Genomic DNA, 23,561 nt, shown 5'->3' on the forward strand with positions numbered 1-23,561 from the left:
AAAGCCCGCACGCGCACCGCCCTCGACGAGGCGCTCAAACAAGCTATTGACCACATTACCGAGTCCGATGCCAAAAGCTGGTTCCAGCTCTGCGGTTATACCCTACATTAATTCGACAACCGCGCTAATGTTCCACAGGCAGCTTCTGGCCGAACCTAGCCTGCTTACTAGCCCGTCTGTCTGGCAAACTGTGCAATTTGAGTTGACTCTTTCTGGAGGCTGTACCTCATTTTTTCCTGGCCTGTCTGGTGTAGCATTCACGCTTTCCTCGCACCCAACACTGAATCACCCAAGGACATGCCGACATCGCGCTTAGGTATTCCCTACTTTTCCTTTCTCGACATTACCAGTTCAGTGCTGGAGACGTCTGCCCTGCCTGCTCTCGATCCACTTGAGCAGCGAATGCTTCGCATCGTGGCCCGCGCTGGTTATGAGAAAAAGCGCTTGTCGGTAAGCGCAACCCACACGGTTCATCCCTAATCCCACCTCGCATTGAGAAGACGAGGCTATCGTTGATTCACAATCGTGGTTGACGCTTGTGCTTTTGCAACGACACATGGCAACGTCTGAGTTACATGTTTAGGACAGCGCAAGAACACACTAGTATCAAACTCTAAGATTTTTTTTAGGTTCGGCTATGCAAGTCCTTGATTTTTCTAGAACGGATTTTCAAACTTAATTTTTTGTTTTCAGACTTAATTTTTCGCCACAACCACCGTCGCTTTGACACCGTTGCCGCACCGGCGTATTATCGTTGACATGTCAACGATTGAGAAGTCAAACAAATTGTCGACCTTTCGCAAGCCTGCGGCTGCCGCCGCCTCCCGCCCCGCTGGTTCGGTCACCTCCCCCGGTGCGCCAGGTTCGGGCACTACAAGCCCTTCCCCGCTTTCCGACGCGCCGCCCGCGCGCAGTTTTCGCGAATCGCTGCTGGCGATGATGGGGCTGTTCTTCGTAGTGATGATGGTGGCGCTCGACCAGACCGTGGTGGGCACTGCACTGCCCACCATCGTCGCCGACCTGAAGGGCTTCGATCTGTATGCCTGGGTCGGCACTTCGTATCTGCTGGCCTCGGTGATCACCGTGCCCATCTTCGGCCGGCTCGGCGACCACTTCGGCCGCAAGTACTTCGTTGTCGCGTCCATCGTGATCTTCACCTTGGCTTCGGCGTTGTGCGGCATGGCCAACAGCATGCTTTTCCTGGTGCTGGCGCGCGGCCTGCAGGGCATAGGTGGCGGCATGCTGGTGGGCACCGCGTTTGCCTCGGTGCCGGACCTGTTCCCGGAAGCGCATGTGCGCCTGCGCTGGCAGGTGCTGATCAGTTCCTCCTTCGGCATTGCCAACGCGGTCGGACCGTCGCTGGGCGGCTTCATGACCGAGTACACCGGCTGGCGCTCGGTGTTCTACATCAACCTGCCGATCGGCCTGGCCGGCGTGTATTTCGTCTGGCGCCACATGCCGCTGATCCGCAATCGCAGGCATGAAGGACCGGTGCGGCTGGACTGGGCTGGCGCGGCACTGATCGCGGCCGCGCTCGGCAGCCTGCAGCTGCTGGTCGAGCTCTTGCCCGGCCATGGCTTCACGCCCGCCATGGCGGCGCTGGCCGTCTTCAGCATCGGCGCATTCGTCGCGCTGGTGCTTTGCGAAAAGCGCGCGTCGAATCCGATCCTGCCGTTCGAGATGTTCGCCAACTCGGCGCTGGCAACGATGTTCATGCTGTCGGTGCTGATGGGCTTCATGATGTTTGCGCTGCTGTTCTACATGCCGCTGCTGCTGCAGGGCGGCTTCGGGCTGTCGCCGAATGCCGCCGGCATGCTGATCACGCCGCTGGTGGTATGCATCACCATCGGCTCGATTTCCAACAGCCGGCTGCTCACGCGCGTGTCGAATCCGGCGCACATCCTGTATGCCGGCTTTGCGCTGCTCGGGTTTTCAGCCGCCGCGATCACGACCCTCACGCATGACACGCCGCATGCGCTGATGGCGGTCTACATGCTGTGCGCCGGCCTCGGCCTTGGCCTGGTGCTGCCGAACCTGACCATCTTCGCGCAGGAAACCGCGGGCCGCGCGCATCTGGGCATTGCCACGGCGATGATCCAGTCGCTGCGCATGGTCGGCGGCATGCTCGGCACGGCGCTGGTCGGTACCCTGGTCAATCATCTGTATGTGAACCGGGTACACGAAGCGCTCGATGCGGCACAGGCCAGCGGCTGGCTGTCGCGCCTGAACGATCCGCAGATCCTGATCAACAAGGCCGAGCAGGCGCGCCTGCTCACGGAAATCGGCGGCGCCGGCGGCAATGGCGCGGCCCTGATCGAGGCGGCGCGGCTGTCGCTGGTGTCGTCCATCCATGCAGGCCAGATGCTGTCCGTCGCGGTGGCGGTGCTGGCCGTGCTGCAGATGCGGCGCCTGCCGCGTTTGAAGCTCAAGCGCTCGGGCGCATGAATCACGGGAAAAGGAACATGCCTCAAACTCTGGAAAAGATACGGGTGCTGCAGCAGCTGGGCCGCACCTATCGCGCATTCATGAGCGGCTTCGAGAAGGAAGTCGGCCATTTCATGCCGCGCTGGCGCATCCTTCTGCATCTGTACAACGAAGCCCGCGCCTGCCCGCAGAAGGAATTGTGCGACGCGGCCCATATTGATCCGGGCGCGTTGTCGCGCCAGCTGGCCACGCTCGAAGAACTCGGCTGGATCGCGCGCGCCACCGATGCGCAGGACAAGCGCATCACCAATGTGTCGCTGACCGAGGAAGGCCGGCGCCAGGTCGAGGCCAGCATGCCGCGCCGCGCCGCCTTCATCGAGCGCACGCTGGGCGACATTGACGATACGCGGCTGCATCAGCTGATGGACGATCTGGTGCTGCTGGAAACCCGCTTCTCGGCGCGGGCGGCCGAGGAAACCGTGTAGCGAGCGCATCGCCACGCATCACAACATGAAGAACAGATGAAACACGAAAAAGCACTCCACGACGCCGCGACCATGGACGGCCTGCCGCCGCGCGAACGCGCCTGGGCAATGCTGTCGATCGGCATCGGCGTGGGCATGTCCTCGCTCGACACCGCGATTGCCAACACCGCCTTGCCCGCGATCGCGCAGCAATTGCATGCCACGCCAGCCGCATCGGTATGGATCGTCAATGTCTATCAGCTGGCGATGGTGGCCACGCTGTTGCCCTTTGCCGCATTGAGCGAGCTCGTCGGATACCGCCGCATGTGCCTGATCGGCGTGGCGCTTTTCACCATCGCTTCGCTCGGCTGCGCGCTGTCCGTGTCGCTGCCGATGCTGGTGACGGCGCGGCTGTTGCAGGGCCTCGGCGCAAGCGCGCTGATGAGCGTGAACGGCGCGCTGTTGCGGCTGATCTATCCGGCTAAGATACGGGGCCGCGGCTTTGGCACCAATGCGCTGGTGGTCGCGGTCGGCTTTGCGCTCGGACCGTCGCTGGCGTCCACCATCCTGGCGTTCTGGTCCTGGCCGTGGCTGTTCGCGGTGAATGTGCCGTTTGGTATCGTCGCGGTTCTGCTTGGCCGGCGGGTGCTGCCGCAAACCGTTGCCCGCAGTGGCCGCTACGACTACCTTGCCGCGCTGTTCAACATGGGCGCCTTTGGCCTGCTGATCCTGGCGCTGGGCGATGCGACGCATCTCGCGCGCGCTTCCACCACGCTGCTTGAATTCGCCGCCGCTGCGCTGCTGTTCCTGCTGCTCTTGAAGCGCGAGGCCGGCCAGCAGGCGCCGATGCTCCCGACCGATCTGTTCCGCAATCCGCTGTTCGCGTTGTCTTCACTGACGGCGGTGTGCACCTTCGCCACGCAAAGCCTGGCCTTTGTGTCCCTGCCTTTCTATTTCGAAACCTCGCTTGGCCGCTCGCCGGTGGAAACCGGCTTTCTGATGACGCCGTGGCCGGTGCTGGTCGGCGTGATGGCGCCGATCGCGGGCCGGCTTTCCGACCGCTATTCACCGGGCCTGCTGGGCGGCATCGGCCTGCTTGCACTGGCCGGCGGCATGCTGTCGCTGTTCCTGATGCCGCTTGACCCGAGCATCTTTGCCATTGGCTGGCGCATGGCCTTGTGCGGCGTGGGGTTTGGCTTTTTCCAGGCGCCGAACTTGAAAGCCATCATGGGCAGCGCGCCTGCGCATCGCAGCGGCGGCGCTTCCGGCATCGTGGCCACCTCGCGTCTGACTGGCCAGGCGCTGGGCGCGGCGCTGGTTGCGCTGTGCCTGTCGATATCGACGCATGGCGCAAGCTGGGCGCTGGTGCTGGGCAGCGTGTTCGCGGCGCTGGCCAGCGCGGCAAGCTTTTCGCGGCTGCTGGTGAGCCGGCGCGCGGTCTAAACCATTCCTGCCCCACTGCAAAACGCGGGTTTGTATGTGGCAACGCATAAGGCCTTGGCTAGAAAAGAGGTGTAATGGAAAGGTGCCGCCGCCACATTAGGCAGCGCTCTTTCCATCATCAACGTAGTCAGGAGAACTCATGAGCAAGCACACTCTCGCGGCTGCCGCCGCGCTCGCCCTCGCCTCGATGCTCAGCATGCCGGCGTACAGCCAGGACCATGGCCACGATCACGATGATCGCGGCCCGATGCGCGGCGATCATATGCGCGGCGATCATATGCGCGACGAACACATGCGCGGCCCGGACCGTCACGAAGGACGCGACGAATGGCAGCACCATGAATGGCATCGTGGCGAGCGCGTGCCGCCGGAATACCGCAACCGTCAGTTCGTGGTCGAGGACTGGCGCGGCCACCGCCTGAACCGGCCGCCGCGCGGTTACCAATGGGTGCAGGTGCCCGGCGGCGACTATGCGCTGATCTCGATCCGTTCCGGCATCATCACCAATATCGTCATCGGTCATTGACGTTCCCCGCCGCGTTGTCCTGCGCCACCGGCAACGCGGCGTTTCCTCGTCCTCGCCGGAACTTACCAGGCAGAAGAAGGCACCAGAGCCCATGCACTATGCGCTGACGCCCCGCACCTTTTTTCACAGCCACTATTTCGCCACCGGCCTGCGCATCGCCACCGGCGTCGTCGGCCTGACTGTGCTGACGCTGCTGGCGTCCGACCTGAAGACCGCGATGGTGGTGTGCATCGGCGCGCTGTGCACCAGCCTGATGGACTTGCCCAGCCCGCTGCGGCACAAGTTCAATGAAATGCTGGCCAGCGTGCTGCTCGGCAGCGCAGTGACGCTGGTCATCTCGCTGTGCGCGCCCGTGCATCTGCTATTGGGCCTGATGGTTGCGCTGTTGAGCTTCTTTGCCAGCATGATGCTGGCCTTCGGGCGCAAGGGTTATCCGCTGCAATTCGCAGCGCTGTTCTCAATGACGCTGGCCATGCAGCAAAGCGTCACGCCGCTACAGGCCGTCGAACACGCGGCGCTGTTCTTCGTCGGCGGCTTCGCTTATCTCTGGTATGCGCTTGCCATAGCCTGGACGCTGCGTCAGCGCATCAAGGAACAGGTGCTGGCCGAAGCGCTGTACGAGTTGGCGCGCTATGTCGAGGTCAAGGCCGGGTTCTATGATTCGCACGCGGACATGAAGGAACAATGGGCCGCGCTGATACGCAGCCAGGCGGCGCTGGCCGAACGTCAACAGGCCGCGCGCGACATGATCCTGCGCGGCCGGCGCTCGCAGCATGACCAGGTGCTGGTGCAGGTGCATTACGCGATGCTGGATCTGTACGAGATGGTGCTTTCCACGCATACCGACTATGCGCGGCTGCGCGAGCACTTTGCCGACAGCGATGCGCTGGTGTGGATGCGTGACTTGATCGCCAAGACCGCGCGCGATATCGAAAGCATCGCCTTCGCTGTCACCAGCCGTCGGCCCTCGGTGCAGCGTGTGAGTTATGCGCCGGAATTGCGGGCGCTGACATCAGCGCTGAAGGACATGGCGACGCGACCCGACAAGGTCAACGCCGAGGCGAGATCCATGCTGCGCGGCGCCTACCATCGCATACATGCAATCAGCCGCATGCTCACGCAATTGCACCGGGCCACGCGGGCGCAGGCCGTTGATTTGCAGATTGCGCCGGCGGTGGATCTGACACCGTTTCGCACGCAGCAGAAATATGAATGGAGCGTGCTCCGCGCCAATCTGCGCTGGAATTCGCCGATCTTTCGTTATTCGCTGCGGGTGCTATTAGCCGTGTCCTGCGGCATGCTGCTGGCCGAACATCTGCCTTACGGCGGCCATGGCTACTGGATCGTGCTGACCATCGCGGTCATATTGAAACCGACCTACAGCATGACGCGCCAGCGCCGGCGCGACCGGGTGATTGGCACGCTGATCGGTTGCATGGCGACCGTGCTGGTGCTGCATTTCACGCGCGCGCCGGCGGTGCTGCTGGCCTTGCTGTTCATCGCTACGGCGGCCGCGCCCGCCTTCGTGCAGATCCGCTACCGCTACACCTCGATCGCAGCCAGCATGCAGGTGCTGCTGCAGATCAGCCTACTGGTTCCCGGCAGCAGCCATGTGGTTAGCGAAAGGCTAGTCGACACGCTCATCGGCGCCGGCATCGCTACCTTGTTTTCGCATGTGTTTCCGAGCTGGGAATACCGCGCGCTGCCGCAGCGGATCAGCGACGTGCTGAAGGCGGGCACCGGCTACGTCGGCGCGGCTCGCGAACTGCTGCAGGGACGCGCCGAGGATGATTTCGTCTATCGTCTGCGGCGCAAGCAGTTCACCGACAGTTTGTCGGCCTTGTCCTCGGCCTTGCTGCGCATGCAGGACGAGCCCGCAAGCAAGCGCCGCGCCGAGGACGCAATCATGCAGTTCATCCTGCAAAACTACCTGGTGGCGGCGCAGATGGCTGCCATACGCCTGCTGCTGCGCAATCATGCGGAGGATCTGCCGCGCGAAGCGGTGAATGCCTGGCTGCAGCGCGCCTGCGATGCCACGACGAACCAGCTGGAAGCGGCAATGCAGACCCGCGACGCGGCCACGCCATCAGCGCCGGAAACCACCGAGGCCATCGAGGCTGCCACGGCATGGTCCGGCTGGCGACCGCTGCAACGACGCACACGACTGCTGCTCGCCGATGCGCGCGCGGTGGCGCAGCAGGCTGCGGGGATTGCGCGGGAGATGGGACGGGCTGGGTGAGCGGCGCTCGCCAGATGCCATTCTCGTAGGTTGGGCTGCCAAGCCCAACATGCTTGCGAATCGCTGGCGTCCGACGTTGGGCTTGCAGCCCAACCTACGAAATGACGTTTGGATATTGAGGCGGAGGAGCAGGCGCAATGCAGACCAACAAAACTGAGTCCCGAGATCAATCCGGCATCCATCCTGCATCAACATCATCGTGTGCCGATGGATTGCTGCCCCAGTGAGTCGGCACCAGACCACGTTCGATATACCGATGCAGGGTGGAATACTGCCAATCCACCGCGCGTTGTACCCATCCATGCTTGACCGGGTTGTAATGGATGTAGTCGACATGCCGCCGCAGATCATTCTCATCTCGTATCCAGTGTTCCCAATACCGCCGTTGCCAGACACGACGCTCGTGCTTTTTCTTCCTGCTCGGATCGATCGATTCACCTTTCTCGACACGCCTTGAGAAGGCCGCCTTGATCAGCGACCACCGCATCGCATAATTCGCATCCCCTTCGGGAAGTCGCCATATCGCATGCAGATGGTCGGGTAGTACCACCATCGCCACTATCAGGAACGGATGGCGTGCTTTCACTTCGCGTATGGCAGTACGCAGATCATCGATATGCCGAACAAGCAATCCAGACCGGCGTTGCGCGAGGTTGACCGTGAAGAAATAGGTCCCTCCAGCGACATGGATCCTGCGATAGCGCATGTCATTTCCCCGGTTATTCCATGGAAGCCGAATCTCGCTTCGCATGAACGTGCAAGTTGGAACGCGGCGTATGCGCGAGCTTCGCTTGGTAACCTGGAAAAGGGTCGGGTTTCATCTGGTGGATGGCAGAAGTCCCATGATGGCTCGTAGGTTGGGCTGCCAAGCCCAACTTGCTCGAGGGTCGCGAAAGCCTGATGTTGGGCTTGTCAGCCCAACCTACGAAGGACACCCAACAGGTGCGCGGGATGCGAACGCTCGATGTTGGGCTTGTCAGCCCAACCTACGAAGGACACCCAACAGGTGCGCGGGATGCGAACGCTCGATGTTGGGCTTGCCAGCCCAACCTGCGACCTATCCCCGCCCGCCTGCAATCCTGCGTGCTTCCGGCAAGCCGCGCAGGCGCAGCATTGCCGCCGCGCCCAGCGCCGGGCCGGGCAATAACACGAGGAATACCCACTGCCATCCCCCCAGCCGCCCCGCCACCAGCGGCAGCACCCAGATCGTTACTACCGTCAGCAGGAATCCGAGGCCGAGTTGCAGCGTCAATGCAGTGCCGATGTACATCGGATCGCCAAGCTCGGTGACCATGGTCGAGAACTGCGCCGAATCGGCGACCACGGTAAAGCCCCATACCAGCGCAATCGCGATGAACAGCCATGGCGGCCCGTTGAACACGAAGCCGGCCAGCAGCGCGCAGCTGCCCGAGAGCGCCATCATCAGCGCGGTGGTGAAGGTGCGGCCCAAACGATCGCCCATTACGCCGCCGGCGGCGCAGCCAAGCGCGCCGATGCCAATCACCGCGAAGGTCAGGTACGAGGCCGCGGCAGCGCCGCCTGCGCCCTGCGTCTGCAAAGCCAGGCGCGCATAGGTCAGGAACCAGGCCCACATCGCATACAGCTCCCACATGTGGCCGAAGTAACCCAGGCTCACATACACGATGCCGCGATTCTTCAGCGCATCGGTGACACGGCGCGGATCGAAGGGCGCGCGCGGAAAGGGATAGGGACCTTCATGGACGAACAGCTGCACCATCGCGGCGCCAACGAGCGTGAGTATCGTGGTTGCCGAGATCACCACTTGCCAGCGCAGGCCGCCGACGGCATTGACCAGGTGCGGCATCGCGGAACCGAGCGTGAGCGCGCCGACCAGCACGCCGAGCGCAACGCCACGGCCGCGCGCGAACCAGGTGGCGATGAGCTTCAGTGACGGGGGATAGACCAGCGCCAGGAACATGCCGGTGGCGATACGCAGCCCGACGGTGGCAAGCGCATCGTTGAACATCAGTATCGCGGCATTGGCCAAGGCCGCGCCGACCGCGCCGGCGATGATCACGCGCTTCGGAGCAAATACGTCGGACAAGCCGAGAATGCTGGAGCCGACCGCGCCGATGACGAAGCCGACCTGCACGCCTATCGTCATCCAGGCCGCGATGCTGTCGGAGAGGCTCCAGGCTGCGCGCAGCTGTGGTATCACCGCGGTGGCGGAAAACCAGGTCGTCATCGACAGGATGACGCATGCGGCCAGCATGGCCAGCACGCGCCAGCGGCGCGCATCCGCCGGCATGGCGCCGGCGGGTTTTCCTTCCACGTTCAATGTGCGCTGGCTTCGGAGGCGCCGATGCCGGTTTCGGACCGGGTTTCCTGCGCCTCGTAGCCGGCACGATCGATCTTGGCCTGCTCGCTGTGATCCGTGATCGAGAACAGCCAGATGCCGACGAAGCCAGCGATCATCGAGAACAAAGCCGGCGAGGTGTACGGGAAGATCGCCTTCGGATAGTGGAAGACATCCACCCACACCGACTGCGACAGCACCGTCAGCAGCACCGCGGTGAAGAGGCCGAGAAAGCCGCCGATGGCCGCGCCGCGCGTGGTGCAGTTCTTCCACAGCACCGACATGAACAGCACCGGGAAGTTGGCCGATGCCGCGACCGCGAAGGCCAGCGACACCATGAACGCGATGTTCTGCTTCTCGAAGACGATGCCCAACACGACAGCGACGATGCCCAGCGCCACCGTGGTGATGCGCGAGACGCGCAGTTCTTCATGGCTGGTGGCCGTGCCCTTGCGGATCACGCTGGAATAGATGTCATGCGACACCGCCGAGGCGCCGGACAGGGTCAGGCCCGCGACCACCGCGAGGATGGTGGCGAAGGCCACGGCCGAGATGAAGCCGAGGAAGACGTTGCCGCCTACTGCCGCGGCCAGGTGCACCGCGGCCATGTTGGTGCCGCCCAGCAGCTTGCCAGGCGCTTCCATGAACCGCGGATTGGTGCCCACCAGCACGATCGCGCCGAAGCCGATGATGAAGGTCAGCAGATAGAAGTAGCCGATCCAGGTCGTGGCCCAGAACACCGACTTGCGCGCTTCCTTGGCGCTGGGCACGGTGAAGAAGCGCATCAGGATATGCGGCAGGCCGGCAGTGCCGAACATCAGCGCCATGCCGAAGGAGATGGCCGAGATCGGGTCCTTGATGAAGCCGCCCGGGCCCATGATCGCGTCCTTCTTGGAGTGCACTTCGACCGCCTTGGCGAACAGCGCTTCCGGGCTGAAATGGAATTGCGCCAGCACCGCGAAGGCCATGAAGCTCGCGCCCGCCAGCAAGAGACCGGCCTTGATGATCTGCACCCAGGTGGTGGCGGTCATGCCGCCGAACAGCACGTAGACCATCATCAGCGTGCCGACGATGATTACCGCCATCCAGTATTCCAGGCCGAACAGCAGCTTGATCAACTGGCCGGCGCCGACCATCTGCGCGATCAGGTAGAAAGCCACCACGACCAGCGTGCCGGAAGCAGCAAAGATGCGGATCGGCTTCTGCTTGAAGCGGTAGGCCGCGACGTCGGCGAAGGTGAAGCGGCCGAGGTTGCGCAGGCGCTCGGCCATCAGGAAGGTCAGCACCGGCCAGCCGACCAGAAAGCCGATCGAGTAGATCAGGCCGTCATAGCCGTTCAGATACACCGATGCGGAAATGCCGAGGAAAGATGCGGCCGACATGTAGTCGCCTGCGATCGCCAGGCCGTTCTGAAAGCCGGTGATGCCACCGCCGCCGGTGTAGAAGTCCGCGGCCGAGCGGGTGCGCTTGGCCGCCCACTTGGTGATGAACAGCGTGCCGATCACGAAGGCGGTGAACATGGTGATCGCGGTCCAGTTGGTCGCCTGCTTCTGGGTTTCGCCGATCACGTCGGCCGCATGCGCGCTGCCGGCAAGAAGTCCGAGCGCCAGCGCGCTCAGCAGGAAGGTACGGGCTCTCATTTCGACACCTTGCGTTTGATGGATTCGGTCAGGTCGTCGAATTCGCTGTTGGCGCGACGCACATAGATGCCGGTGATGATGACGGTGAACACGATGACGAAGATGCCGATGGGGATGCCCCATGTCATCACGCCCGCGCCGAGCTTCTTCGACATTAATTCCTTGTCGAAGGCGATCAGCAGGATGTAGCCGTAATAAACGATGAGCATGATGATCGCGAGCGTCCAGCCGTAGCGGCTGCGCGCGGATACCAGCCTGTGATAGTCGGGGTCGGACTTGATCCGACGAACGAGGTCGTCCTGCATGGCGTGTCTCCTTTATAGATATTCACGCGCATGGTAGGTGCGATCGCTTACAGCAGAATTACGGGGCGCTTGCGGCTGAGCCACATGCGCGCCCCGTGTTGACGGGCTTTATTTCAGAGCAGAACGTTTAGGCGACCGAGCGGATCGGATTGCGGATGATGCCCACGCCAACGATCTCGGTTTCCATCACATCGCCGTGCTTGAGGAACTCCTGCGGCTTGCGAGCGAAGCCTACGCCGGAAGGCGTGCCGGTGGCGATGATGTCGCCAGGCTCGAGCGTCAGGCCGCGCGAAAGCTCGGCAATGATGCGCGGGATCTTGAAGTACATCTGCTTGTAGCTGGCGTTCTGCTTTTCCACGCCATTCACGCGCGAGATCACGCGCACATCGTCCAGCTTCACGCCGGCGGCGGTGACGATCCATGGGCCCATGGGTCCATGTCCGTCCAGGCTCTTGCCGCGGAACCATTGGCCGCCGTGCACCTTTTGCTGGATGTCGCGCGCGGTGGTGTCGTTGTATGCGGCGTAGCCAAACACATAGTCCATCGCTTGCGCTTCAGGAATGTTCACGCCCTTGCGGCCGATGACCACAGCCAGCTCGGCTTCCCAGTCGGTCATCTTGGTGAGCGTCGGGTCGATGGGAATCGCATCGAAGGGACCATTCATCGTGTGCGTGCCCTTGGTGAAGAACACCGGATGATCCGGCAGCTTGTCGACGGTCTTGTCGGCGCGCACGTTCTTGCCCTCCTCGAAATGGTCGAGATAGTTCCAGCCGACGCAATAGATGTTGCGGTCCGGGCGCGGGATCGGCGAGGCGAGGCGCACGCTGTCCAGCGCGATCGTGCCGGCATTGTCGCGCGCGGCGCGCTCGGCAACCTGGCGCGCCTGATTCAGACCAGCGTCGCCGCTGGCAATCAGCGACAGCATCGATGCGGGATCAAAAGCCAGGCTGGCATTCTGCCGCCGCGCCTGTTCGCCGAGATCGACCGCGCGTCCGCCGTCGAGCACTACGATGATGCCGGGCTTGCCCGATGTGCCGATGCTGCCGGTTGCCAGGCGCATGCCGACGGTGGATGCGAGCGGCGGCACGCTGGGTGCGCCTTGCGCAAGCGCGCCGGTTTGCGCGCAGCCCTGTGTGCTGGCAAGCAATCCGCCGACTGCCGCGGTGGCGCCGGCCTTCAGGATATTGCGGCGATGTTGGTCCATGCTGGTCTCCTCTATTGTTCTGGATGTGATAACGATGTGATGCATGCGCCGCAGGGGTCAACGGATCGCTGCCTGGGCATTATGGTGATTCGGAAATATCTTCACAAGCAGCAGTGGGACGAAAGCTTGATCGGAAAGGAATGCTTTCACGTGCGTGACCTTTTTGCGCACTGCCTTGGACCGCTGTTCGTGGTAAAAGACAGCACAAATCACAATGCGAAGGATGGAACTGCTTGAGGTGGGTCGGAAGCTGAAGCAACTCGGCGAGCGGGTCGGCGATGCCTGGTATCAAATCGCACGAATTGCCGGCGCGGCACAATAGCCGAAGATGCGCCATTCTCAGGCTGCCGCGCCTTCCCCAACGCCTTCCCGCGCACCTTGCCGGACTGACTTCCCGCATCATCGCTATACTTTCCGCTTCGCTTTCAAAGGATAGTCATGAAAAAACGACTCGTGTCGATATTGCTGGCTCTCGTCACCGCTGCCACCACGGCCAGCGCGGCGCCGGCCACGCCATCGAATCCGGTGCTGCTGCCGCAGCCGCAACAGATGCAGGCAGCCGCGCTGTCGGCGCAGATTTTGAGCCGCTATCACTACCGCGCCATGCCGCTGGATGATGCGATGTCGGCAAAAATCTTCGACCGCTATCTCAAGTCGCTGGACCCGGAGAAACTGTTCTTCACCCAGCTTGATATCGATCAGATGGCGCCTGCGCGCACACAGCTCGACGACAGCATCAAGCGCGGCGACTTTCATCATCCGTACAGCATTTTCGGGCTGTACCAGCAGCGCCTTGCCGAGCGCATAGGCTACGCGCGCGAGCTGCTGAATCAGAAATTCGATTTCACGAAGAATGAATCGTATTCCTACCGGCGCGACAAGGACACGCCCTGGGCCGCTTCGGAAGACGAGATCCGCGATCTCTGGCGCAAGCGCATCAAGGGCGACTGGCTGCGCCTGAAACTGGCCGGCAAGGATGACAAGTTCATCCGCACGACGCTGGACAAGCGTTATGCGAACCTGCTGAGCCGCATGCAGCTGAGCAAGAGCGAAGACGTGTTCCAGATCTTCATGGATGCGTACGCGACCTCTTTCGATCCGCATACCAATTACATGGGGCCGCGTGAAACCGCGGACTTCGATATCGCGATGCGCCTGTCGCTGGTCGGCATCGGCGCGGTGCTGCAGGAACGCGAGGACTACATCACGATTCGCGAACTGGTACCGGGCGGACCGGCGGCGCTGTCTGGCAAGCTCAACGTGGGCGACCGCATCGTCGGCGTGGCCCAGGGCGCCACGGGCGACATGAAGGAGGTGGTCGGCTGGCGCGTGGATGATGCGGTGAAGCTGATCCGCGGCACGAAGGACACGATGGTGCGGCTCGATCTGCTGCCGGCCGGTGCGGGTCCCGAAGCCAAACCGCGCGAGGTGCGCCTGGTGCGCGACAACATCAAGCTGGAAGAAAGGGCCGCGAAGAAATCCGTCATCGAATCGAAAGATGGCGCGGTGACGCGGCGCGTAGGCGTGATTACGCTGCCGATGTTCTACCAGGACACCGAGGCTAGGCGGCGCGGCGACAAGAATTACCGCAGCGCCGCGCGCGATGTCGCACGCCTGCTTGATGAGATGAAGTCAGACAAGGTCGATGCGGTGGTCGTCGATCTGCGCAACAACGGCGGCGGCTCGCTCGATGAAGCAATCGGCGTCACCAGTCTGTTCACCGGCGCCGGTCCGGTGGTGCAGCAGCGCAATTCCAAGGGCGAGGTCGCGGTCAACAAGGGCAATGACGCGAAACCGGCCTGGGATGGCCCGCTCGGTGTACTCATCAACCGCGGCTCGGCGTCGGCATCGGAAATCTTCGCTGCCGCGATTCAGGATTACGGCCGCGGTGTGATCATCGGCGAACCCAGCTTCGGCAAGGGTACCGTGCAAACCGTGGTCAACCTCGACGAGATGACGCACAGCGACAAGCATGCGCTCGGTGAATTGAAGATGACGATTGCGCAGTTCTTCCGCATCAATGGCGGCACGACGCAGTTGCGTGGCGTCACTCCCGATATCGCGATGCCGCAGCTGTCGGATCCGAACGACTTCGGCGAATCGAGTTTCGACAATGCCTTGCCGTGGAGCGAAATCAAGCCGGCGGATTATGCGCCGATTTCAGATTTGGCCGCGTTGCTGCCCGAATTGCGCACCCGCCATGCCGCGCGCCTGGAAGCGAGCGCAGACTTCCGCTATCTCGACGAAGAGCTGGCCGAGCTCAAGGCGCTGCGCGACAAGCGCCAGGTGTCCTTGAACGAGGCACAGCGCCGCGCCGAGGAAAAGGCGATGACCGCCAAGCTGGCGCCGTTGCTGGCGCGGGCAAACAAGGGTGACAAGCCGGCCACGAGCAAGCAGGCCGCCGACGTTGCGCTCGCGCTTGTTCCTGGCGATGCGGCGCTGCGTGCGAGCGAACGCAAGCTGACAGATGAACTGGCCGAGGAAAAGGCACGCAAGAATGCTCGCGACCTGTGGCTGGAAGAAGCCGCGCGCGTGGTCTCCGATGAATCTGCGCTGCAGCAGGCGACGGCAAGGAAATCCGTCGCACGCAACTGAAGCCATCCAAGGCTTATCCGCCTTGTGTCGGCACAAGGCGGATGGCGGTTCCCCCTCTACATTGATAGGGCCGCGGCGCGCCGTGCGCTGCCTGCTTATCGGAGGAGCGCCCCATGTTGTCGCGCGAACAACAAACGATGCGGGAGCTTGTTGCCATTCCGGACGGCGTGGCAAGCGTTGAGGGTCTGCTTGAAATCCCGCCTCATGTGCGCGGCATGGTGCTTTTCGCGCATGGAAGCGGCAGCGGCCGCCACAGTCCGCGCAATCAATTCGTCGCGCAGCAGTTGCAGCTGGCCGATATGGGCACCTTGCTTGTCGATCTGCTCACACCCGAAGAGGACCATGACACGCAGTCGCGCTTTGACATCGAGCTCCTGGCGTCGCGCCTGGCGGTTGCGGCGGCCTGGCTACGAGCGCGGCAGGCTGGGGTGGCCTTGGGTCTGTTTGGCGCGAGCACTGGTGCGGCGGCAGCGCTGCGTTTGGCCGCGCAAGCCGGCATCGACGTCGTCGCACTGGTATCACGTGGGGGGCGGCCGGACCTTGCCGGAAACGAAGCACTGCATCGGGTTCGTGCGCCAACCCTGCTCATCGTCGGCGGCGATGACGACGAAGTCCTCGCTCTTAACCAGAAAGCCTATGCGCAGATGCACTGTGAAAAGCGTCTGGAAATCGTCGCTGGCGCCACGCACTTGTTTGAAGAACCGGGTCGCCTCGAAGAAGCGGCTATGCTGGCCGTAAACTGGTTCAGTTTCCATTTCCCGAGACCGCGTCCCAGGCACGCCTAGCGAAGGCGGAGTTTCCGTAGAGTGAACCGGGTATGCGGATGCTGCGGTGCATGATGACAATCGCTTCCAAAGCGGCCATCATTGCCCGACAAAATCCATCCCACAGAGGATATGGCAGGAGACAGAAGGAGCCCGCATCATGACGATGTCGGGCTCTTTCCTTTTGCGCCTGTGTACCGAGGACGCGTCGCTCGGGGCGTTCAGAAGTTCAGGCAAATCTTGCCGAAGTGGGCGCCTGACTCTTGATAACGGAAAGCATCAGCGATCTGGTCCAGGCCGAATTGACGGTCGATGCACGGCGCGAGACGAGTAGCCTCGATGGCTCGGACAAAATCCTGCTGGTCGGCTCGGCTGCCGACAATGAGGCCCTGTAACCTTGCCTGTTTCGCCATCAGCATTGCGGTGGGCACTTCGCCCGTGCGGCCCGTGAGTACACCGATTAGGGAAATATGCCCGCCGACTCTCACTGCCGCGATCGATTGCGGCAGCGTGCCGGGTCCTCCAACTTCGATGACATGGTCGACGCCCTTGCCTGCAAGCGCAAATGCGCGTGTACCCCAGTCTTCATGCTGGCGGTAATTGATCGTGGCATCGGCGCCCATGGCGCGTAGTCTTTCGAGCTTCTCTTCGGATGACGATGTGGCGATCACGCGCGCCCCCATCTTCTTCGCAATCTGCAACGCGAAAATGGAAACGCCTCCTGTGCCGAGCACGAGGATGGTATCCCCGGCTTTCAGCTTGCCGTCCGTGACCAGTGCGCGCCAGGCGGTCAGACCGGCTGTAGTGAGAGTGGAGGCTTGCACGTGGTCGTAGAAGTCGGGCGCGCGTGTAAAGGCGCTGGCGTTCGCCACGACGATTTCCCGGGCGTAGCCGTCTACGCCATCACCCGGTACGGTGCTGAAATCACCCACCGTCGGCGGGCCGCTTTGCCAGGTAGGAAAGAAGCAGGATACGACGCGGTCAGCCACGCGAAATTCGGCAACGCCCTCGCCCACTGCCTCGACGACTCCGGCGCCGTCGGACATGGGAATACGGCCATCGGGGATGCCATGCCCACCCTTTGCGACGCCGTAGTCGTGGTAGTTCAGCGAGGATGCGTGGATGCGAACACGGATTTGGCCCGGGCCTGGTGCGCCCGGATCCGGAAGGTCGACAATTTCCAGGCGATCAAGCCCGCCTGGTGCACGTAGCTGTATGGCTTTCATGGGAATCTTTTCTGTTGTCCGTGGTGGTTCAGACGCGCATGAGCATGTGGACGTTCCACTGTTCCCAATGGATACGCTCCGCCGTTCAGGATTGGTCAATGCATGGCGTCTTGGGCTGCTGAGTATTCGAACCGATCGCGTCTGGTGCGGTCTGAATTGATAACACGAACAACATTACCCACTATAGAGGCATTGATGACCGACCTTACCAACTCGAATCCAACGCCGCCTGATGACGTAAAAGCAGAGCTTGAGAAGAACGCAGAGGAGAGCAAGAAACTCGATTCGCCGTTGCGCACGAATGACTCAACGATTGATCCGGAGAAGCCTGCGAAGGATGTGCTCAAGGGTTTCCACGGCGGGTGAGTATGCCGTCGGCATGACTCGCCTGCCTTGCGTTGCCGACGGTCGTTCCTGTACATGATCCTTGAGGGGTTGCGGTGCGCTGCACTTTTATCAATATAGTGATTTCATTGCATTGCTCTTCTTTAGGTTTTCTCCATGGGTTTCCTGTGCAGGAGCTCTATCGGGCTTTTCGACCTGGACCACAAAAATATCTGGTTCCAGATCAATGGCTTAACGATGTCTGGTCATTACGAATACCTGGCGGTTTAACGGGGGAGTTGGTAAGCGCGGCACATCTCAGGCGCGTCTATACGCCGCAATCCGGTGTCGGATCAGCTTCTTGCGCTTGAGGCGCATCTCAGCATCAAGCGCCTGTTCTGTCTTCTGATCTTTTCGGTCGGATTCCGGTTTGGCCACGGAAGATTTCAGCTCTCTGCACTGCCTATCACAAGCTAAGTCATTGATTTTCTTGAGAGTGATATCATCACATACGCATTTATCGTAACGCTCAAGCGTTTTGCATGCGGTAACTGCTCAATATCTAAAAATAATGCCCGGTTTGTACCGGGCATTATTTTGTATAAGCATGTGCAAAAAACTAAAGCTACTCAAGCCTCTCTCATTTGCCAGCCTCACGTACGCGACGCTGCAGCAATTCTTCAATTGCATCCTGGACCGCAGCTGCTTCTTCGGCGCTTTGAAATTGCAAGCGCAATACGTTATTGGCACGCCGCAAATCACAATACGTGCTGCGGCCAAGACGAATTCTGATTGGCTCGACTTTCGTTGCTGGGACCTTGGTTACCGGATCGATCGCCGCTTCCTTCACGCCTTTTCCCTGGTCGATTTCGCCTGCGGCAATGCGCTGTACCGCCCTCAGGACCTGTTCGCCACGCCCTTTTTTCGCCAGCGCCGCGAAGTCCTGTGCCGCATTTGCACCAATCACATCGGGCCGTGTCGCAAGAATATGCAATACCTCGTCCGGCAAATCGGCGAATGCCATCAGCTGCGATACGAAGGATCGCGACACGCCGGCGCCCTCTGCAACCTGTGCATGCGTCTGATTCGGATGCCTTTCGAGGATCCGCTGAAACCCGAGAAATTTCTCGAAGTCGGTCAGATCCGATTGCAGAAGATTGGCATAAAAGGCATTGATCTCTGCCTGGTTATCATCGCTGTTCAGGACCACCGCCAAAATATGGGTTCGCCCGAGTTCGCGATACGCGGCCACCCTGTTGTTTCCCGATACGATCTCAAATCCACCGGCCGCACGCTTGCGTAGCGTCACCGGTGTTACGAGAGGATTGTTGCGCAGATTTTCCTTGAGCTCGGAATACTGTCGGTCGGTCAGCTTGCGACGCCGTCCCGGGGCCTCATGAATCTCTTCCAGCGCAATTTCCCGGCCGCCCATGCCTTCGGCTTCGCGCAATTTCGCTTCGAGTTCTTCCACCCTGGCTTCGGCCTCATCGATACGCTGTGTCGCATTGAGGAACATGCCGGGCGCAGTGCGTGGCAATTTGTCTGCGCTCTTTTCGATGGTTCTTGCCTTGATCCCGGCCGTCTTCGCGCCGAGTTTGTCGTAAATGCTCATGCTTTGCTCCATGCGATCGCGAGTTGGTCGAGAACATAGTCGGCTAGACGGTCTAGCGGGTCCTTGTAACGGCGATAAGCTTCCGCACTGCCGTCCGGCTTGCTCAGGTCATAGATGGTTTTCAGTTGTGCAGACGCAGTGCGGGCAGCAGTGCTGTCGGGAATTTCAATGCCATTGATATGTGCACCGTAGGCTTGCTTCATCCATGTCTTCACCAGGCGGGAAATTTCATTTGCCTGCACCTTGGTGTAAATGATCGAGATGAAGTCATACCGCTTGCTTTTTGCATCGGGCAGACCTTCAACGAGCTCGGAAAAGATTCCCCAAAATTGCACGCTCGAAGCAAAATCCAGTGCATCCGGCGGACAGGGCATTAACAAGCCATCTGCCGCGATCATGGCATTGACCGTCAGATGGGAAAGACTTGGCGAGGTATCGATTAGGATCAGATCGAAATCCTGACGCAATGGCTGCAGTCCTGCCTTGAGCATTTCCCAGAATCGAAACCCGCGCTGCGACATGGCCTTGGCCGGAATTGCGAATTCGGCAGCAAGCAGGCCACTGGATGCAGGAATGATCGACAGGTTTTGCCAGTACGTCGCCTGGACTGCGTAATGCAAGTCCGGCATATCGCCATGGATGTACGGCATGATTGTCTGCTCAATTTCGACATCCTGTTCCGGACTGATGCCGAGAAGCTGAGTCGCCGTGCCTTGGCCATCGCAATCGACCACAAGCACGTTGAGTCCACGCAGCGTCAATGCCTGTGCCAAAGCCACTGTCGTACTTGTTTTAGCAACGCCACCCTTGTAATTGCATACGCTGAGGACCTTTCCGTCCGTACCATTCGGACGAGACGGCCGCTTTGCAATGGCATTAACCCAGGTGATCGCATCCTGCAGGCTGTATTCCTTTGCCTTGGATCCTTCCTGTTTTTGTCCGGCTGGCAAGTCATGTTTCTGGGTCAGATATTTGATTTGAGTCTTATTGACGTTACAGAGGTCTGCGATCGCAGCGCTGCTGAATGTCGGCGCGACTTTGCGTGGATGTGGTTCGATCATTGCATCACGCACCTGAGCAAGAACATCAGCCGCGGTATTGGCCAATGTGTCCAGATCCTGCATGCTGACTTGTTGAATTGCTCCTTGCTGTGTTTCCATAATTTCTCCCTTTTTTCAGAAATTTCCGTATTTGCGGCATGATACTGAAAAACTCGGAAATGGAAGCAATTATCTAAACTAAAAGCGAATACCAGAAGCCCGTCTTCCGGAGGAATGAATGAGAGGCGCAATTTATGTACGTCAGAATGATTCCGGTGGGCTGGACGGTTGCAATTCAAACGTCCATTGAAACTCCGCAAAGGTGAGACGCTACGGGGACCGTTCTGCCCACCTCATGTGATTTTTACCCTGCCACAGGCTTCAGATGGAGACAAGAGACCGAAACACCGATGCAGGGAGCAGCCAACATCAACCTAATAAAAAAACGCCGTGAAGACGCCAGGGTCCGAGTTAAAGGTGAGACTTTACGGGCATGCCGGTGCGCTGCCGAACTGTGGGCTTGATCCACGGTACGGGGCGCCAGGGCCGCAAGGGGCGCGGCTCGCGATCGAAAAATCTAAAGAACACTCGTTAGTCGACCTTGACGGGTAAAGCGGCAAACCCGGTCGGTATGCCGCCATCCGGGGTAATTCCAAACGGTCTGTGGATAAACGCTAGCAGCGCGGCCTAACTCAGGGACGCGCAACAGCTGCTAGAACACAGCATTGCGCATGCGATTGAAGCCTGAGACAGGTTGTTGCAACGGCGGATCTGACTCTCTTCCTCTGATCGAAGCGCAGCCATGAGAGCCGGCTTCATACACAGCTAGGCATAGAAGCTCACATGGACTACGCAAGTAACCTGACAAGGCGATTGAAGAACTGCACCACATCTATGGATGAGCAAAAGGTGAGGGTCTACAGGGACTTCTGTACAGGTATCCCTGTAGACCCTCACCTTTGTACTAGCTGCAGCATGTTCAGCGCGGAAAACAGCCCCAAATGCCATGCGAGACGCTAAAGGTGAGAGTCTACAGGGATCGGAATAGCAAAAATCCCTTGAAATCGTTGATGGCACCAGGAACTGGCACAAGCTGAACGCTTTCAACGCGCCCGCATTGGACAAACCATTGCCATAACGCCACTTCAGCTGTGAAAGGTGAGACTGCACAGGGACCGATTGCGACGCAGAGGTGAGCTTTTACAGGAAAGTTTGGGAGACTTCCTGTAAAAGCTCACCTTTAAGCCGATGCTTGCCACCATGCATCGGATACAGGAGTATGAAAAGAACGCCGATACCGCGCTTTCGAGCGCGAGTACCTAGTCAGGAGCACAAAGGTGAGACTAAACAGGGACCAAAACCGTGGCTCAGTCCCTGTACAAGCTCACCGACAGTTCGGATAAGCCCCAAGGCAGTCGAAAGGTGAGCTTCTACGGGGATGACTCTCTCTACGGCTAGACCGAGATGAGCGCTGATGCGACGTTCAGATGGGTGTACAAGCGCATTCTCGCCGTTTCCGAATTATGGTGAGCCTTTACAGGTAGTCGTTCACTCAATTCATACCGGGATGGCCCCGCTGTTCCTGGCTTTGTCGTTCGTTGTGCTTGTGTTTGCACGTTTATCGTCTCGGTCGATTGATATTCCGGCACCGCCTTTCCCCGGTATTGAGAAGTTAAGAAGTAAACACCTGAAAAGCTTGTAAACCTTAAACACGCCAAGAACGAGAGCTGGCGCGGGTTTCGGCCGGATAAGGTGAGCCTTTCCGTGAACCGAGGTGAGGCTCTACAGGATTCATGGTGAGTGAATACAGGAAGCGTATTCCTTAGCGGTGAGACCTTCCGGGAAACTCGGTGAGTGGATACAGGCACCAATGCCGTCAAAGGTGAGACTCCACGGGGACCGCGCCGTTGAGAGGATGATCGGAGTACCGCGTGTCGTGGTTTCCGGGAAACGGTGATTGATTTCGAATCACTTTTCATGCAACATTCGAACGGTGAGCCCGCATGCTCCCGAACCTCTCACCTGAACATTCATGACCGTAAAGAAGAAAACCGGGAAGTCGGCCACGGCTACGGGCGCAGACCTCAAGGAATTCCGCAAGACCAACGAAGCGATCGGCTTGCGCGTCTCCGAAGGGCGCTTGTCCCTACTGTCGCGGAAAATCTTCAACGTCATGGTCTACCATGCGCAGCGTATCCGTAATAAGGGAGAGAACGCCCCGATCGATTCGGAAGTCGCGAAAAATTATTATTGGATACCGTTGTCCGAGCTTGCTCGGGACGCCGCTTACGATAGCCGCGACACCGAATTATTCAAGGAACAGGTGCAGGAGCTGCAGAACATACGCATCTTTTCCGAGGATGCGATTCAATGGACCAGCGAACGCCTGGTGTCTTCGGTAAAGCTGGTCAATCCGCGCGGGTTGAAAAAGCAGGGCGGCATGCTGTGGTTCGGCTTTGCGTTCCCGCCCGAAGTGGAAAGCATGGTCATGGCGCCCGGTTCCTATACGAAGCTGTCTGTGTACTACCAAGCGCTACTGCGTTCAGGCGCAAGCTTGGCGCTGTATGAGATTTGCCGCCGTTACGCGACCAATCCATCGCGAGTCACCAACCGTGCCGAATGGGAATGGTGGTATGGCGCGCTCACCGGGAACCCGGTCGGCGAGAGCATACCGGAATACAAGTACTTCAAGCGCGACGTGCTGAAATATGCGATCACCGAAATCAACATGGTCACGGACATCAATGTCGAGCTGATTGAGCACAAGCAGGGCAGGAGAGTCGCAAGCCTGCAGTTCAAGGTAACACCGGCCCAGCAGGAATCGCTTGCGCTTTCCGCCCCACCCGTCATCGATGGCGAGCTCGTCAAACGCATGATGGCCCTCGGACTGTCGCAGGAAGACGCCTGCAACCTCCTGGCTACCACGGAAGACGGCAAGCTCAGAGCAACGCTGGACCTCACAGAGGCTCGCCTGCGCAATCCGAAAGCGGCCAAGGTGACATCGCCCGCTGGCTATTTCAAACAAGCGCTACGCGATGGATACGCTTCCAATACGGACATCGCGCGCAAGAACGTCCAGAAAATCGAAAACAAGCCGAGCGTGGAAGCCTCGATCAACGCCATTCGCGAGCGCTACATCGTGGAACGCGCCAAGGATGCGATGAATCTCTACGAGGAACTGGAAGCGCAGGAGAAGGCGGAATGGATGGAGCGCTTCAAGGAGAGCGAATCCGCCAAAGGCATGAATCTGGCCCGCGGATTGGCCAGTGCCACCGCGAGAAGCGCATTCAGTCATTGGTTCGCGACCCAGCAGTGGCCCGAGCCGACTGATTCGGATTTGCTCGCGTTTGCCGCGGTCAGCTCAATGCAGGGGAAGTGAGCGCTGCGCAGCAGGGCTGGCGCGACGCATGAGGTGCAGGAAGCGGGGAGGGGATGCGG

General features: G+C 60.2%; 17 protein-coding genes. 9 read left to right on the forward strand and 8 right to left on the reverse strand.

Annotated elements, in window-relative coordinates; translation table 11 throughout:
- Positions 1 to 936 precede the first annotated feature (936 nt).
- The 5 genes from JJB74_RS25340 (at position 937) to JJB74_RS25360 (ending at position 7,096) form a co-directional block, all read left to right on the forward strand.
- On the forward strand, positions 937 to 2,445 hold the full coding sequence (locus JJB74_RS25340; protein WP_234484859.1) for an MFS transporter: 1,509 nt from the start codon (positions 937 to 939) through the stop codon (positions 2,443 to 2,445).
- A gap of 17 nt (positions 2,446 to 2,462) precedes the next feature.
- Positions 2,463 to 2,909, forward strand: coding sequence for a MarR family winged helix-turn-helix transcriptional regulator (locus JJB74_RS25345; protein ID WP_200596776.1), 447 nt, complete (start codon positions 2,463 to 2,465; stop codon positions 2,907 to 2,909).
- 36 nt (positions 2,910 to 2,945) lie between these two features.
- On the forward strand, positions 2,946 to 4,331 hold the full coding sequence (locus tag JJB74_RS25350) for an MFS transporter (protein ID WP_200596778.1): 1,386 nt from the start codon (positions 2,946 to 2,948) through the stop codon (positions 4,329 to 4,331).
- Between the two features lie 139 nt (positions 4,332 to 4,470).
- The gene (locus tag JJB74_RS25355; RefSeq protein ID WP_200596781.1) at positions 4,471 to 4,857 is read left to right on the forward strand and encodes an RcnB family protein; all 387 of its coding nucleotides are present in this window, start codon (positions 4,471 to 4,473) and stop codon (positions 4,855 to 4,857) included.
- A 91-nt stretch (positions 4,858 to 4,948) separates the two neighbouring features.
- Positions 4,949 to 7,096, forward strand: coding sequence for an FUSC family membrane protein (locus JJB74_RS25360; protein ID WP_200596784.1), 2,148 nt, complete (start codon positions 4,949 to 4,951; stop codon positions 7,094 to 7,096).
- A gap of 166 nt (positions 7,097 to 7,262) precedes the next feature.
- On the opposite strand, the gene JJB74_RS25365 is transcribed toward JJB74_RS25360, so the two are convergent.
- From JJB74_RS25365 to JJB74_RS25385, 5 genes are all read right to left on the reverse strand, one after another.
- The gene (locus JJB74_RS25365) at positions 7,263 to 7,802 is read right to left on the reverse strand and encodes an REP-associated tyrosine transposase (protein ID WP_200596788.1); all 540 of its coding nucleotides are present in this window, start codon (positions 7,800 to 7,802) and stop codon (positions 7,263 to 7,265) included.
- A 351-nt stretch (positions 7,803 to 8,153) separates the two neighbouring features.
- The gene (locus tag JJB74_RS25370) at positions 8,154 to 9,389 is read right to left on the reverse strand and encodes an MFS transporter (protein WP_325170174.1); all 1,236 of its coding nucleotides are present in this window, start codon (positions 9,387 to 9,389) and stop codon (positions 8,154 to 8,156) included.
- A gap of 2 nt (positions 9,390 to 9,391) precedes the next feature.
- Positions 9,392 to 11,053, reverse strand: coding sequence for a cation acetate symporter (locus tag JJB74_RS25375; protein ID WP_200596790.1), 1,662 nt, complete (start codon positions 11,051 to 11,053; stop codon positions 9,392 to 9,394).
- Positions 11,050 to 11,358 carry a DUF485 domain-containing protein gene (locus JJB74_RS25380; RefSeq protein ID WP_200596793.1) on the reverse strand — a complete coding sequence of 103 codons (309 nt, stop codon included), beginning with the start codon at positions 11,356 to 11,358 and terminating at the stop codon, positions 11,050 to 11,052. Before JJB74_RS25380 ends, JJB74_RS25375 begins: the two co-directional genes overlap by 4 nt.
- Positions 11,359 to 11,485: 127 nt before the next feature.
- Positions 11,486 to 12,562, reverse strand: coding sequence for a fumarylacetoacetate hydrolase family protein (locus tag JJB74_RS25385; protein ID WP_200596796.1), 1,077 nt, complete (start codon positions 12,560 to 12,562; stop codon positions 11,486 to 11,488).
- 438 nt (positions 12,563 to 13,000) lie between these two features.
- Between JJB74_RS25385 and JJB74_RS25390 the strand changes: the two genes are divergently transcribed.
- The gene (locus JJB74_RS25390; RefSeq protein WP_200596797.1) at positions 13,001 to 15,157 is read left to right on the forward strand and encodes a carboxy terminal-processing peptidase; all 2,157 of its coding nucleotides are present in this window, start codon (positions 13,001 to 13,003) and stop codon (positions 15,155 to 15,157) included.
- 113 nt (positions 15,158 to 15,270) lie between these two features.
- Positions 15,271 to 15,942 carry a dienelactone hydrolase family protein gene (locus JJB74_RS25395; RefSeq protein ID WP_234484848.1) on the forward strand — a complete coding sequence of 224 codons (672 nt, stop codon included), beginning with the start codon at positions 15,271 to 15,273 and terminating at the stop codon, positions 15,940 to 15,942.
- A 200-nt stretch (positions 15,943 to 16,142) separates the two neighbouring features.
- Here JJB74_RS25395 and JJB74_RS25400 read toward each other — a convergent pair whose 3' ends face one another.
- On the reverse strand, positions 16,143 to 17,147 hold the full coding sequence (locus JJB74_RS25400) for a zinc-dependent alcohol dehydrogenase family protein (RefSeq protein ID WP_200596798.1): 1,005 nt from the start codon (positions 17,145 to 17,147) through the stop codon (positions 16,143 to 16,145).
- A 195-nt stretch (positions 17,148 to 17,342) separates the two neighbouring features.
- On the opposite strand from JJB74_RS25400, the gene JJB74_RS25405 reads away from it, so the two are divergent.
- Positions 17,343 to 17,513, forward strand: coding sequence for a hypothetical protein (locus tag JJB74_RS25405; protein WP_200596799.1), 171 nt, complete (start codon positions 17,343 to 17,345; stop codon positions 17,511 to 17,513).
- A gap of 598 nt (positions 17,514 to 18,111) precedes the next feature.
- Here the strand turns inward: JJB74_RS25405 and JJB74_RS25410 are convergent.
- Both JJB74_RS25410 and JJB74_RS25415 read right to left on the reverse strand, forming a co-directional pair.
- Entirely contained in the window at positions 18,112 to 19,083 is a 972-nt protein-coding gene (locus tag JJB74_RS25410) for a ParB/RepB/Spo0J family partition protein (protein WP_200596800.1), read from the reverse strand.
- Positions 19,080 to 20,243 (reverse strand): ParA family protein, encoded by a 1,164-nt coding sequence (locus JJB74_RS25415; protein ID WP_200596802.1) that lies wholly within the window; start codon positions 20,241 to 20,243, stop codon positions 19,080 to 19,082. The genes JJB74_RS25410 and JJB74_RS25415 overlap by 4 nt, the downstream gene beginning before the upstream one ends.
- Positions 20,244 to 22,155: 1,912 nt before the next feature.
- Here JJB74_RS25415 and JJB74_RS25420 point away from each other — a divergent pair.
- Positions 22,156 to 23,502: a replication initiation protein gene (locus JJB74_RS25420; protein WP_200596804.1), complete on the forward strand. Its 1,347-nt coding sequence runs from the start codon at positions 22,156 to 22,158 to the stop codon at positions 23,500 to 23,502.
- Positions 23,503 to 23,561: the final 59 nt, after the last annotated feature.

The sequence above is a fragment of the Noviherbaspirillum pedocola genome, from assembly GCF_016632335.1.
Classification (GTDB): Bacteria; Pseudomonadota; Gammaproteobacteria; order Burkholderiales; family Burkholderiaceae_D; genus Noviherbaspirillum_A; species Noviherbaspirillum_A pedocola.

Excerpts from the sequence above, each read along its gene's own strand:
- JJB74_RS25340 (WP_234484859.1), top strand. The coding sequence starts at position 937 with ATGATGGGGCTGTTCTTCGTAGTGATGATGGTGGCGCTCGACCAGACC.
- JJB74_RS25345 (WP_200596776.1), top strand. The coding sequence starts at position 2,463 with ATGCCTCAAACTCTGGAAAAGATACGGGTGCTGCAGCAGCTGGGCCGC.
- JJB74_RS25350 (WP_200596778.1), top strand. The coding sequence starts at position 2,946 with ATGAAACACGAAAAAGCACTCCACGACGCCGCGACCATGGACGGCCTG.
- JJB74_RS25355 (WP_200596781.1), top strand. The coding sequence starts at position 4,471 with ATGAGCAAGCACACTCTCGCGGCTGCCGCCGCGCTCGCCCTCGCCTCG.
- JJB74_RS25360 (WP_200596784.1), top strand. The coding sequence starts at position 4,949 with ATGCACTATGCGCTGACGCCCCGCACCTTTTTTCACAGCCACTATTTC.
- JJB74_RS25365 (WP_200596788.1), bottom strand. The coding sequence starts at position 7,802 with ATGCGCTATCGCAGGATCCATGTCGCTGGAGGGACCTATTTCTTCACG.
- JJB74_RS25375 (WP_200596790.1), bottom strand. The coding sequence starts at position 11,053 with ATGAGAGCCCGTACCTTCCTGCTGAGCGCGCTGGCGCTCGGACTTCTT.
- JJB74_RS25380 (WP_200596793.1), bottom strand. The coding sequence starts at position 11,358 with ATGCAGGACGACCTCGTTCGTCGGATCAAGTCCGACCCCGACTATCAC.
- JJB74_RS25385 (WP_200596796.1), bottom strand. The coding sequence starts at position 12,562 with ATGGACCAACATCGCCGCAATATCCTGAAGGCCGGCGCCACCGCGGCA.
- JJB74_RS25390 (WP_200596797.1), top strand. The coding sequence starts at position 13,001 with ATGAAAAAACGACTCGTGTCGATATTGCTGGCTCTCGTCACCGCTGCC.
- JJB74_RS25395 (WP_234484848.1), top strand. The coding sequence starts at position 15,271 with ATGTTGTCGCGCGAACAACAAACGATGCGGGAGCTTGTTGCCATTCCG.
- JJB74_RS25400 (WP_200596798.1), bottom strand. The coding sequence starts at position 17,147 with ATGAAAGCCATACAGCTACGTGCACCAGGCGGGCTTGATCGCCTGGAA.
- JJB74_RS25405 (WP_200596799.1), top strand. The coding sequence starts at position 17,343 with ATGACCGACCTTACCAACTCGAATCCAACGCCGCCTGATGACGTAAAA.
- JJB74_RS25410 (WP_200596800.1), bottom strand. The coding sequence starts at position 19,083 with ATGAGCATTTACGACAAACTCGGCGCGAAGACGGCCGGGATCAAGGCA.
- JJB74_RS25415 (WP_200596802.1), bottom strand. The coding sequence starts at position 20,243 with ATGGAAACACAGCAAGGAGCAATTCAACAAGTCAGCATGCAGGATCTG.
- JJB74_RS25420 (WP_200596804.1), top strand. The coding sequence starts at position 22,156 with ATGACCGTAAAGAAGAAAACCGGGAAGTCGGCCACGGCTACGGGCGCA.